General features: G+C 69.8%; 7 protein-coding genes and 2 pseudogenes. 6 read left to right on the top strand and 3 right to left on the bottom strand.

All coding sequences use genetic code 11. The features are described from left to right. Nucleotides 1–39 precede the first annotated feature (39 nt). A complete protein-coding gene (hflX, locus tag ACFVT1_RS33120) occupies nucleotides 40–1560 on the top strand; it encodes a GTPase HflX (protein WP_389802240.1) in 1521 nt (506 codons plus the stop codon). A 262-nt stretch (nucleotides 1561–1822) separates the two neighbouring features. Beyond that, on the top strand, nucleotides 1823–3565 hold the full coding sequence (locus ACFVT1_RS33115; protein WP_389802348.1) for a tyrosine-type recombinase/integrase: 1743 nt from the start codon (nucleotides 1823–1825) through the stop codon (nucleotides 3563–3565). Here the strand turns inward: ACFVT1_RS33115 and ACFVT1_RS33110 are convergent. From ACFVT1_RS33110 to ACFVT1_RS33100, 3 genes and pseudogenes are all read right to left on the bottom strand, one after another. After that, nucleotides 3464–4249 (bottom strand): annotated as a pseudogene (locus ACFVT1_RS33110) (aminoglycoside adenylyltransferase family protein); the annotation flags it as partial. The gene ACFVT1_RS33115 and the pseudogene ACFVT1_RS33110 overlap by 102 nt on opposite strands. A gap of 202 nt (nucleotides 4250–4451) precedes the next feature. Continuing rightward, a pseudogene (locus tag ACFVT1_RS33105) lies at nucleotides 4452–4664 on the bottom strand (hypothetical protein); the annotation flags it as partial. Between the two features lie 136 nt (nucleotides 4665–4800). Then, nucleotides 4801–6021, bottom strand: a complete 1221-nt coding sequence (locus tag ACFVT1_RS33100; protein ID WP_389802237.1) for a trypsin-like serine peptidase — start codon at nucleotides 6019–6021, stop codon at nucleotides 4801–4803. 330 nt (nucleotides 6022–6351) lie between these two features. Between ACFVT1_RS33100 and ACFVT1_RS33095 the strand changes: the two genes are divergently transcribed. From ACFVT1_RS33095 to ACFVT1_RS33080, 4 genes are all read left to right on the top strand, one after another. Further along, nucleotides 6352–7731, top strand: coding sequence for a diaminobutyrate--2-oxoglutarate transaminase family protein (locus ACFVT1_RS33095; RefSeq protein WP_389802235.1), 1380 nt, complete (start codon nucleotides 6352–6354; stop codon nucleotides 7729–7731). A 29-nt stretch (nucleotides 7732–7760) separates the two neighbouring features. Further along, nucleotides 7761–9650 carry an IucA/IucC family protein gene (locus ACFVT1_RS33090; RefSeq protein WP_389802232.1) on the top strand — a complete coding sequence of 630 codons (1890 nt, stop codon included), beginning with the start codon at nucleotides 7761–7763 and terminating at the stop codon, nucleotides 9648–9650. A 44-nt stretch (nucleotides 9651–9694) separates the two neighbouring features. Beyond that, nucleotides 9695–10501 (top strand): GNAT family N-acetyltransferase, encoded by an 807-nt coding sequence (locus ACFVT1_RS33085; RefSeq protein WP_389802229.1) that lies wholly within the window; start codon nucleotides 9695–9697, stop codon nucleotides 10499–10501. Nucleotides 10502–10588: 87 nt separating this feature from the next. Further along, nucleotides 10589–12625: an IucA/IucC family protein gene (locus tag ACFVT1_RS33080; RefSeq protein WP_389802226.1), complete on the top strand. Its 2037-nt coding sequence runs from the start codon at nucleotides 10589–10591 to the stop codon at nucleotides 12623–12625. The last annotated feature ends 1 nt before the right edge of the window (nucleotide 12626 follow it).

Here is a 12626-nt window from a genome sequence, read left to right as displayed (position 1 = left end):
GTGACTGATGTAACGGATTTCAATCGACGTAAGGATCCAATGACCTCCTCTTCTTCCCTTCCCCAGGACGCGCAGAAAGCGCAGAGCGCCACGGAGAATGCCACCGAGAGCCTCACCGAGAGCCTTCGGGCCGACGCCCTGATGGAAGAGGACGTCGCCTGGAGCCACGAGATCGACGGAGAGCGGGACGGCGCACAGCTCGACCGCTCCGAGCGCGCCGCCCTGCGGCGTGTGGCGGGACTCTCCACCGAGCTCGAGGACGTCACCGAGGTCGAGTACCGGCAGCTGCGCCTGGAGCGCGTGGTGCTGGTCGGCGTCTGGACCTCGGGGACCGTGCAGGACGCGGAGAATTCCCTCGCGGAGCTGGCCGCACTCGCGGAGACGGCGGGTGCTCTGGTGCTCGACGCCGTCTTCCAGCGCCGCGACAAGCCCGACCCCGCCACCTACATCGGCTCGGGCAAGGCGCTGGAACTGCGCGACATCGTCCTCGAATCAGGGGCCGACACCGTCGTCTGCGACGGTGAGCTCAGCCCCGGCCAGCTGATCCATCTGGAAGACATCGTCAAGGTCAAGGTGGTCGACCGGACCGCTCTGATTCTCGACATCTTCGCCCAGCACGCCAAGTCCCGGGAGGGCAAGGCGCAGGTCTCGCTGGCGCAGATGCAGTACATGCTGCCGCGGCTGCGCGGCTGGGGTCAGTCGCTCTCCCGCCAGATGGGCGGCGGCGGTTCCAGCGGTGGTGGCGGCATGGCCACCCGCGGCCCCGGTGAGACCAAGATCGAGACGGACCGGCGTCGGATCCGCGAGAAGATGGCGAAGATGCGCCGGGAGATCGCGGAGATGAAGACCGGCCGCGAGATCAAGCGCCAGGAGCGCAAGCGCAACAGGGTGCCGTCGGTCGCCATCGCCGGCTACACCAACGCGGGCAAGTCCTCGCTGCTCAACCGGCTGACCGGTGCGGGCGTCCTCGTGGAGAACGCGCTGTTCGCCACCCTGGATCCGACCGTGCGACGGGCCGAGACGCCGACCGGCCGGATCTACACCCTGGCCGACACGGTCGGGTTCGTACGGCATCTGCCGCACCACCTCGTCGAGGCGTTCCGCTCCACCATGGAGGAGGTCGGTGAATCCGACCTGATCCTGCACGTGGTGGACGGCTCGCACCCGGTGCCGGAGGAGCAGCTCGCCGCGGTGCGCGAGGTGATCCGCGAGGTGGGCGCGGTGGACGTGCCCGAGATCGTGGTGATCAACAAGGCGGACGCGGCCGATCCGCTGGTGCTGCAGCGGCTGCTGCGCATCGAGAAGCACGCGATCGCCGTATCGGCGCGCAGCGGTGTCGGTATCGAGGAGCTGCTCGCACTCATCGACACCGAACTGCCCCGGCCGTCGGTCGAGATCGAGGCACTCGTGCCGTACACCCGGGGCGGGCTCGTCTCCCGGGTGCACGCCGAGGGTGAGGTGATCTCCGAGGAGCACACGTCGGAGGGCACCCTGCTCAAGGCGCGGGTCCATGAGGAACTGGCGGCCGACCTCTCCTCGTTCGTCCCCGTGGCGCACTGACCGCAACAGCCGGTACGGCCGCGTACGGACCGATGGCCCGCTCCCCTCGTCGGGAGCGGGCCATCGGGCGTTCGGGCGCCGGGTGTGCCGGTGGCCGCCACCGAGTCGTTGACCGGACTACCGCAGGACACGCCGAGCAGGAGCGCATCCCCCGCCTGGTCTAGTCGGTAGACGTTGCGCCATCCGAGAACGAAGGAGCGCAACGGAGTTGAACGAGCAATCCCGTGACGTCCGCACCATCCAACTCCCGCAGTGGGGACGGGTGGCTACAGACCCAGGTGTCGTGCCCTGGTTGGTCTTCGATGAGGAGGGGAAAATCCTGCAGCCGGTCCGCAGGTTCCTGATCGACTTCATCGCCCGGGACAACCGGGCCGGCAGCGTACGCAGTTACGCCTACGATCTGCTGCGCTGGTGGCGGTGGCTTCGGGTGGTCGATGTCGAGTGGAACCGTGCCACCTCGGCGGAGGTGCGGGACTTCGTCCTGTGGCTCCGGGCCGCGACGAAGCCCCGCAGGTCGGCACGTACACATTCCGCGTCTACCGCGGGCACCACGAATCCGATCACGAAGAAGACCTACCTGGACGGCCACTACAAGCCGCGGACCAGCCGCCACAGCAACGCAGTGCTGCGCAGCTTCTACGACTTCTGGATCGAGACCGGCAGCGGCCCGCTTGTCAACCCGGTGCCGCCGGCACGGTCCAACCGGCGCCGGCCGCACGCCCACCACAATCCGCTGGAGCCGTTCCGGGGCGAGGGACGGCTGCGCTACAACCCGAAGGTCCCCAAGCGGCGCCCACGGCAGATGCCCGACGAACGGTGGAACGAGCTGTTCACGGCCCTGCGCTCCAACCGGGACCGAGCGATCTTGGCCCTGGCGGTCAGCAACGGTGCCCGCGCCGCAGAACTGCTGGGCGTGCGCGGGGTCGATCTCGACTGGGGTGACCAGCTCGTGCGCGTCGTGCGCAAGGGCACACTCGCCGAGCAATGGCTGCCAGCCAGCCCGGAGGCGTTCATCTGGATTCGCCTCTACCTGGCCGAAGGCCCGCCGCAGGACCCGCAGGCCCCGCTGTGGTGGACCCTGCGCCGCCGTGACCACGGCGAAGGACTGGCCTACCAGGTCATGAACTACGAGGCGCTTCGGGCGGTTTTCCGCCGGGTCAACGCGCTGCTGGGCACAAACTGGTCGATGCACGACCTGCGGCACACGGCAGCCCTGCGCATGGCCCGGGACGAGAGCCTGTCGCTGCGGGACGTGCAGACCATCCTCGGTCACGCCCACCTGTCCACCACGGCGGACATCTACCTGGTGGAGGAAGAAGCCCAGGTCATCCGCCGTGTCCAGGAGCACTTGGCCGAGGTGAAAGACCGGGCGAAGATCCCGCCGCCAGCGGTGGCGGGCGGCTACAAGGCCAGCGACCTTGACGTGCTGTTCGGACACAAAACCCTGACCACCACCCAGGCATACCTCGCGGTCTTCCAGGACGACCTGATCCGCACCTACCGCGGCTTCCTTGACCGACGCCGCGCTGACCGGCCGCAGGACGAATACCGCGAGCCCACCGAGCAGGAGCGGCACGACTTCCAGCAGCACTTCGAACTACGCAAGGTCTCCCTCGGCACCTGTGGCCGCCCCTACGGAACCCCCTGCAAGCACGAGCACGCCTGCATCCGCTGCCCGGTCCTCCAGATCGATCCCCGCCAGCGACTACGCCTCATCGAGATCATCCGCGAACGCATCCGCGAAGCCCGCGGCAACGGCTGGCTCGGTGAAGTCGAAGGACTTCAGGTCAGCCTCGACGCCGCCACCGCCAAGCTCAACAGCCTCAAGCGCACCCCCACCGATGGCCGACCGGAACTGGTCGACCTCGGTATGCCCCTCTTCACCGAGCGAGCGCTTCTTCACCAGAGGGTTGATCTGGGTGAGTACGGCGTCGACGTGTGGGCGGATCTGGGACCTCAGCTCATCGCTCCAGGCCTCGTCCTGGTAGTGGCAGGTGCGGTATAGGTCCCGCGCATGCTCCAGCACGGGGCGGTGCTCCAAGGGCAGCCGGTCGAGGACCCAGTCGGCTGCCGCGTCCTTCGCCCGGATCTCTCCCGTGACGAGCGTGGACCAGATGCGGGCAAGCGTCAGCAGGACGTTTCGGGTGTCCTCGTCCAGCTCGGCCAGGAGCTCGGGGACACCCTCCACGCTCGCCCGCACGAGGTCGGCGTCCGGCACGGGGGAGAGAACCTCCGCAGGGCGCGGCCCTGTCAAGGGACGATCACCGGCCAGAAGCACTGTGAGTACAAGGGCCAGGTCAGGTATTGGTGCCGGCTGCGGAGTGCCGCCAGCCAGGGAGGCTTCGCGCAGCCACTCGCCCCAGAGGAAGTCCCCAATTGGAGGGAACCGCCACGGGCGGACCTCCGACTGGACAACGACAGTGAGTTCCACTGGCCGGACTTCGGGGGTTAGACCGGAGATGTCCAGCAGCCCCTCGACCAGAGCGCGCCGCTGCCGATCCTCCAGACTCGTCTGTGTCACGGCGAGGACGTCCAGGTCACTGGCCGGGCGTAGGCCACCGAGCACCGAGGAGCCATGAAGGTACGTCCCCACGAGTTCCGGTCCCACGATGTCCCGGACCAGCTCGATGGTCTGCTCAAGCTGAGAGGGCAGGGCGATGGTGCCGTCGGACAGTTCTTGATCACTCATCCCACGATCGTCGCGATTCGTAAGCATCCAGACAAACGAATACTTCCGCCCATGCTGTGGCCACAGCAGCTGTCGATGCGGCATGGGGGCAAGATCATTTTCTTAGTCCGGAAAAGGCTGCCGTACCTCTCGCTCATCGTGGTGGAGACGCCCTGCGCGCCCTTGCCCAGGCGAGGTCCGGCGAGCCGGCCCATGCACCGCTGCCCGGGTTCTCCGGGTCATTGACGACTGTGCCCGAGCAGACCATGGACCCCTCGGGGGAGTCGAAGTACACCTTGCCGACCGGGGCGGCGTAGCCGTGATACGGAGTCTTCTCGCGCTCGGCCCTGACCGGGGCGGGCTCCGGGACGGTGACGCCCTGGTCGCCGGAGAGGTCACCGGCCGCCACGGTCTCCGCCGGATCCTTGGCGGACCTACGGTGTGGACCGTGCTCCGTGCCACGCGGACACCGCCCACCCGGAGCGCCGGAAGGGCCCCGGCGGGCAACTGCCGCGCAGGGGCCCCGATGGACCGTCACCGTCACCCGGACCGCGCCGGGTGACGGTCCGTCGTCACTGTCCCGCGTACTTCTTGCTGACCGACTCGTACACCGCCTTGGCCTCCTTGCCGAACCGCGGCCCGGCCAGCCAGCCGGCCGTCACCGGGCCGATGGAGGTGTTCGAGACCAGCGCGGGCTTGCCGTCCTGGCCCGCCGCGACCCATCCGCCGCCGGACGAGCCGCCGGTCATGGTGCAGCCGATGCGGTACATCGTGGGGTCCTGTGCGGTCAGCGAGATCCGGCCGGGCTTGTCCGCGCACTGGAACGCCTTCTGGCCGTCGTACGGCGGCGCGGCCGGGAAGCCGGTGGCCGTCATGCCGGCGATCTCCGGCACGGCCGGGGCGTTGAAGTCCACGGGCAGCGCGGAGCCGACCGTCTCCTCCAGGGACTTGCCCGCCGAGCCCTTCTCCGGCGTGACATGCAGCACCGCGAAGTCGTACGGAGCACCCTGCCCGCCGACCGAGGAGCCCTGCGAGATCCACTGGTCGGACGTCTGCGCCCACTGACCCCACCACACGCCGTAGGGCGCGATCTCCTGCTTGGTCGCCTTCTCCAGCTCGGCCGTCGACAGGCCGCCGTTGTTGTACGACGGAACGAAGGCGATGTTGCGGTACCAGCCGCCCTTCTTGCCGGCGTGCACGCAGTGTCCGGCGGTCCACACCAGGTTGGACTTCCCGGGGTGCGCCGGATCCTTGACCACGGTCGCGGAGCAGACCATGGAGCCCTCGGGACTGTCGAAGAGCAGCTTCCCGGACTCCGAGGCGTTGGCGTGGTACGGCGTCCGGACACCGGCGGCCTGGACCGGCGCGGGCGTCGGGTCCGTCACGCCCACGTCGCCCGAGATGTCATTGTCGACCGGCTTCTCCGGCGCCTTGTCGGCATCCCGCATCCGGTCCGGGTCCCAGAGGCCCTCGATGATCGGGTTGACGAAATCCTTGGCCTCGCGCAGCCACTTGTCCCTGTCCCAGTTCTTCCACTCGCCGTTCTTCCACTGGTCGAGGTCGATCCCGTGCGCCTTGAGCCGGTCCTTCAGATCGTCCGGAATGGTGATCTTGCCGTCCGAGGACTGGCCGGCCGGGCTGCTCGGCTTGTCGCTCGCGTTGTCCTCCTCCGGCCCGCAGGCGGTGGCGGTGAGCGCGAGGACGGCGGCGACCGCGGCCACGGTGAGCGTCGAGGAACGCGCGCGGCGTGAGTTCCCCCGACGGGTGGCGGGAACTGGTCGAATGAGTCGCATGTGGTGATCCCCCTGGGACTTCGTAACTCAACGCTTCTGTACTGCACTTCGGGTGCCGCTCCGGACCGGCCGCGCCGAATGTCCGACGGGCAGTCGAAAGAATGCCCGAGCTCTCCGTGCGGCCCCCACTATGCCGGTGCCGATGGGGACGGTGTGCGGCAGGGGCACGGTTCCGCCCCCGCAAGGATCTTCGGATTTACCCGTGATCCGCCGCGCCCGGCGTCGTTGGTACGTGCGAGGGACTCGAAGGAAGCGTTCATCCCCGCAGTCCGTCCATGTACCGACGTACCGACGTACAACGCAACCGTTACAGCGGGAGGACCAACAGCCGTGGCCGTGACCGAATCAGCTCCGGTGGCAGCACCGGCGGTGCACGAGGGGATCCTGCGCCGCCAGTCGCTGCGTGAGTCCGCCGCCCGTACCTACGCGCGCTCACTGCCGATCGTGCCGGTACGGGCCCGTGGGATGACCATCGAGGGCGCGGACGGACGGCGGTACCTCGACTGCCTCTCCGGGGCCGGGACCCTGGCCCTCGGGCACAACCACCCGGTGGTCCTGGAGGCGATCAGGAAAGTGATCGACTCGGGCGCACCGCTGCACGTGCTGGACCTCGCGACCCCGGTCAAGGACGCCTTCACCACGGAGCTGTTCGCCACCCTGCCGCGGCGGTTCGCCGACAACGCCCGGATCCAGTTCTGCGGACCGGCCGGCACGGACGCCGTGGAGGCGGCGTTCAAGCTGGTCCGGGCCGCGACCGGCCGCAGCGGACTCCTCGCCTTCACCGGCGCCTACCACGGGATGACGGCGGGAGCCCTGGCCGCCTCGGGCGGTGCCGAGGACGTCCGGGTGACGCGGCTCCCCTTCCCGCAGAACTACCGCTGCCCCTTCGGCATCGGCGGCGCCCGCGGCGCGGAGATCGCCGCCCGGTGGACCGAGAACCTCCTGGACGACCCCAAGGGCGGCACACCCGCGCCGGCCGCCATGATCCTCGAACCGGTGCAGGGAGAGGGCGGCGTGAACCCCGCCCCCGACGAGTGGATGCGTCGGATGCGTGAGATCACCGAGAGCCGGTCCGTCCCCCTGATCGCCGACGAGGTCCAGACGGGCGTGGGCCGCACCGGCGCCTTCTGGGCGGTCGAGCACAGCGGGATCGTGCCCGATGTGATGGTGCTCTCCAAGGCCATCGGCGGTTCTCTCCCGCTCGCGGTGATCGTCTACCGCTCCGAGCTCGACACCTGGCAGCCGGGCGCTCACGCGGGCACCTTCCGGGGCAACCAACTCGCGATGGCGGCCGGCACGGCCACCCTCTCCTTCGTGCGGGAGAACCACCTCGCCGAGCGCGCCGCGACGCTCGGCGCCCGGATGCTCGCGCGCCTCCAGGCGCTGGCCACCGACCACCCGTCCATCGGAGACGTCCGCGGACGGGGCCTGATGATCGGTGTGGAGCTCATCGATCCCGAGGCCGCTCCGGAAGGCGCCAACCCGGAGCCACCGCCCGCCCCGGCCCTCGCCGCCGCCGTCCAGCAGGAGTGCCTGCGCCGCGGGCTCATCGTCGAACTCGGCGGACGCCACTCCACCGTCGTACGCCTCCTCCCGCCCCTCACCCTCACCGACGAACAGGCGACAGCGGTCGTGGACCGCCTCGCCGACGCCCTGGCAGCCGCCGAGCGTCTGCCGCACCGCAGGACCACGACCGGGTCGATCCGCTGACCCCGGACACCCTCACAAGGAAGACCGCCGTGAACCCCACCCCCGCGCCCCAGGCCGACGGCCCTCCCCCCACCGAGCAGCGAGGACAGGCCGGGCACACCGGCGGTCTCGTCGTCGAACAGACCACCGTGCCGCGCCAGAAAGCGGCACCGCACGACGAGCAGTACACCCCGAAGTGCCCGGAGACCGGTGCGAGCCCCGCCGATCTCCTCGACCATCCGGACCCGCTCCGGGCCGCCGACACCGCGGGTGTCGAGAATCTGCTCCGCTGCTGGGTCCGGGAGAGCGGCCTCTCCCGGCCGGTCGGGGACACGCTCCGGATCCCCCTCCCCGCAAGCGGAACCGCTCTGCTCGTCCCCGTCGTCTACTGGTCCGCCACGGGCTGGCACCGCTTCGGCGCGCCTGCCCTGGAGGCGGCGCCCGAAGGAGCACCGGCCGCCGACGCCGTCACAGTCGCCGCCCTCCTGGGCCGCGAGGCCGACCACCACGCAAGCGCCGACATGGTGGCCCGGGTCGCCGACTCGGTACGGCGGACGGCCGGCTTCATCGCCGAGCGGCGCCGCACCCCCGACGCCCCGGTCGAAGCGGACCTCTTCCTCACCGCCGAGCAGTCACTCCTCCTCGGCCATCCGCTCCACCCCACCCCCAAGAGCCGCGAGGGCCTCTCCGACTCCGAATCCCGCCGCTACTCACCCGAGGTGCACGGCTCCTTCCTCCTGCACTGGATGGCTGTCGACCGGTCCGTACTGGCAGCCGACTCCGCCTGGACCGACGGAGGCCGTCCGGTGCCGGCCACGGAACTGGTCACCTCCCACGCCGAAGGGCTGCGGCTCCCCGGCAACACCGCACCGATTCCGCTGCACCCCTGGCAGGCCCGCGAACTCGGCCACCGGCCCGAGGTGATCGCCCTGCTCGACGCCGGACTCCTTCACGACCTGGGACCGCACGGGAAGCACTGGTACCCCACCTCCTCCGTCCGTACGGTGCACCGGCCCGGTGCCGAGGTCATGCTCAAGCTCTCCCTCGGCGTGCGCATCACCAACTCCCGGCGTGAGAACCTCCGCAAGGAACTCCACCGCGGAGTCGAGGTCCACCGGCTCCTTCGCAGCGGACTCGCCGCGCAGTGGCACGCCGTCCACCCGGGCTTCGACATCGTCCGCGACCCCGCCTGGCTTGCCGTCGACGGCCTGGACGGAGAGCCCGTCGCGGGCCTCGACGTGATGCTGCGCCACAACCCGTTCGGTCCGTGCGACGATGCCGTCTGCATCGCCGCACTCACCGCCCCGCGCCCCCGGTCCGGCCGCACCGTCATGCGCTCACGCATCGCCGAGATCGTCCTCTCCCTGGCCACCGCCACCGGAAGAACCGTGGGAGCCGTGGCCACCGAGTGGTTCCTGCGCTACCTCGACCGCGTCGTACGCCCCGTGCTGTGGCTCGACGGCCATGCCGGCGTCGCCCTCGAAGCCCACCAGCAGAACACCCTGGTGCTCCTCGACCTCCACGGCTGGCCCGTCGGCGGCCGATACCGCGACAACCAGGGCTACTACTTCCGGGAGTCCCACCGCGCCGCACTGGAACAGCGGCTCACCGGCATCGGATCGGCCAGCGACACCTTCGTCTCGGACACGGTCACCGACGAACGCTTTGCCTACTACCTCGGCATCAACAACGTGTTCGGCCTGATCGGAGCCCTCGGTGCCCAGAATCTTGCCGACGAACACGTGCTCATCGCCGCGTTCCGCCGGTTCCTCGGCTCGGCCGCCGCACTGGGCTCCCCGCTGCCCGCGCATCTGCTGGACAACCCCCACCTGCGGTGCAAGGCCAACCTGCTGACCCGGTTGCACGGCCTCGACGAACTCGTCGGCCCCGTCGACACCCAGTCCGTCTACGTCACCATCGCCAACCCGCTGTACGCCTGAAGGAACATGACCACCGCCTGAACCGCCGAGAGGAGAGCGACACCGTGGCTCCCGCCGATGCCCACACCGACGCCAGTCCCGGACCTTCCCCACAGACCGACACGGGCGCCGAGGACACCCTGGACCTGCCGCTCTCAGAAGAACTTCTCGCCGTGTTCGAGGAGGACACACCGGCCGCCTGGGCACGGCCACTACCGCTCGACCGGCCCGCGTCATCCACACCGGATGGCGTGGGCCCGGCAGGGCGCACGCGGGCGACCGCGAGCAGGGCGGCCTCCTCCGATCTGCTCGACCACCCGGCCGACTGGGGACCGGTGGCCACCCCGGCCGGAGTGTTCCAACTCGTCCCCGTCCGGCTGGAACGCGACCTCCCCGTGATCAGCCGCTGGATGAACGACCCGGCCGTCGCGGCGTTCTGGGAACTCGCCGGACCGGAAGCGGCCACGGCCGCCCACCTGAGTCCTCAACTCGACGGTGACGGACGCAGCGTCCCGTGCCTGGGCGTGCTGGCCGGCATCCCCATGAGCTACTGGGAGATCTACCGTGCGGATCTCGATCCGCTGGCGCGCCACTACCCCGCGCGCCCGCACGACACCGGAATCCACCTTCTCATCGGCGGGGTGGGCGACCGTGGACGCGGCGTCGGTACGACGCTGCTCAGAGCCGTCTCCGACCTCGTACTCGACAACCGCCCCCTGTGCGCGCGGGTTGTCGCAGAGCCCGACCTGCGTAACACCCCCTCCGTCTCCGCCTTCCTGAGCGCCGGCTTCCGCTTTTCCGCCGAAGTCGAACTCCCGGACAAACGAGCTGCCCTGATGGTCCGCGACCGAAGCCACCGTGCCCAGCTGTGAACGAACTGAATGAACAGAACGAACTGAACGAACCGCAGCACTGCGTAAACCGCTCGAACCCGATCGGTTCCACCCCGAGGAGTCCCCGTGCCGAAATATCCTGCGAGCCATGATTCAGTGCCGTCTGCCGCGCTGCTCAGCACGCCAGAACTGAACCGGACGGCCTGGGACGGAGCCGCCGCCCGACTGCTCGCGAAGATGCTCGGTCAATTCGCCTACGAGGAAGTCATCGAGCCGGAAGCCGTCGAGCCGGAAGGCATCGGGCGAAAAGCCGTCGACCGGGAAGGCGCCGAGCCGGTCGGACAGCCCGACGGGGTCGCTACGTACAGCCTCGCGCTCGACGACGGCGGAATGCTGAGCTTCAGCGCCCGGCGGGGCGTGTACGGAGGGTGGCACATCACCCCCGATTCGATCCTGGAGACGTCCGCAGCCACCCGGGAAGCACCGGCCGGAGCGACAGCCGGGAGCGACGGGATCGCGTGCACGGAACCGGTGCCCCACGGCGACGGGGACGCGCCCGCGGCAGCCGCGCGTGACAGCGATCGAGGCGTGCTCGCCGACCCGCTCCAGGACCGCGGCACCGGCACCGTCCCCTTCCGCGACCCGCTGCAGTTCCTGACCCGCGCCCGCCGCCTCCTCGGGATCGACGGCGCCACACTCGGCCACCTCATCCGCGAGATCACCACCACCCTCGCCGCCGACGCCCGGCTCGACCACACCGCGCTCCCCGCCGCCCGGCTGGCCGACCTCGACTACGCCGAGCTGGAAGGGCACCAGACGGGCCACCCCTGGCTCGTCGCCAACAAAGGGCGCCTCGGCTTCTCCGCCGCCGACGCCTCCCGTTACACCCCAGAAGCCCGCAGGCCGCTCGGACTGCCGTGGATCGCCGTCTCCACCCGGATCGCCGCCTACCGCGGGGTGCCCGGTCTGGCCGCCCCCGACCAGTTGTACGCGCAGGAACTCGACCCGTCGGTCCGCGAGTCCTTCGCCGCCGTGCTCCGCGCCCGCGGTCTCGACCCCGACGACTACCTCTGTCTTCCCGTGCACCCCTGGCAGTGGGACGAATGGATCGTTCCGGTCTTCGCCCCGGCCATCGCCGCAGGCGACATCGTTCCGCTCCACACCGACGCGGACCTCCGGCTGTCGCAGCAGTCCATCCGCACTTTCAGCAATGTGACCCGCCCCGACCGGCACACGGTCAAACTGCCCCTGTCGATCCTCAACACGCTGGTCTGGCGAGGACTGCCGACCGAACGCACCCTCGCGGCTCCCGCGGTCACCACCTGGGTCCAGGGCCTGTGCGACCGGGACGCCTTTCTGCGCGACACCTGCGGGGTCATCCTGCTCGGCGAGGTCGCCTCCGTGACCGTCGAGCATCCGCTCTACGACCACCTCCCGGAGGCGCCGTACCAGTTCAAGGAGATCCTCGGCGCGATCTGGCGGGAACCCCTCCAGCCCCGGCTCGCGCCGGGCGAACGGGCCCGGACCCTCGCCTCGCTGCTCCACACCGACCCGCGGGGCCGCGCCTTCACGGCCGAGCTCGTCGCCCGCTCGGGGCTGCCCCCCACCGCCTGGCTGACCCGGCTCTTCTCCGCGCTGCTTCCGCCACTGCTCCACTTCCTCTACCGCTACGGCACCGTGTTCTCCCCGCACGGCGAGAACGCCATCGTCGTCTTCGACGAACAGGACGTCCCGGTGCGCCTGGCGATCAAGGACTTCGTGGACGACGTGAACATCAGTGCCCTGCCGCTGCCGGAGCACGCGTCGATGCCACAGGACGTACGACGCATCCTGCTGGCCGAGGAGCCCTCCTTTCTCACCCAGTTCATTCACGCCGGACTGTTCATCGGCGTCTTCCGATTCCTCTCCCCGCTCTGCGAGGAACAGCTGGGAGTGCCGGAGGCCGATTTCTGGTCACTCGTGCGGGCCGAGATCCAGCGGCATCACGCCCGCTTTCCCGAGCTCAAGGAGAGGTTCGAGACGTTCGACATGCTGACGCCCCGCATCGAGCGCCTCTGTCTGAACCGCAACCGTCTGCACGTGGACGGATACCGGGACCGTCCCCGGCGCCCGCACGCAGCCATCCACGGGACCGTTCCGAACCCGCTCCACCCCTCCGCCTGAG

It is taken from the genome of Streptomyces sp. NPDC057963 (genome assembly GCF_042887155.1).
In the GTDB taxonomy this organism is placed as follows: domain Bacteria; phylum Actinomycetota; class Actinomycetes; order Streptomycetales; family Streptomycetaceae; genus Streptomyces.
Note: the sequence above shows the minus strand (reverse complement) of the source record. Positions and strands in the feature narration are given on the sequence as shown.

What these genes read in the sequence shown, in the direction of transcription:
- ACFVT1_RS33100 (WP_389802237.1), bottom strand. Translation starts at nt 6,021, where the DNA reads ATGCGACTCATTCGACCAGTTCCCGCCACCCGTCGGGGGAACTCACGC.
- hflX (WP_389802240.1), top strand. Translation starts at nt 40, where the DNA reads ATGACCTCCTCTTCTTCCCTTCCCCAGGACGCGCAGAAAGCGCAGAGC.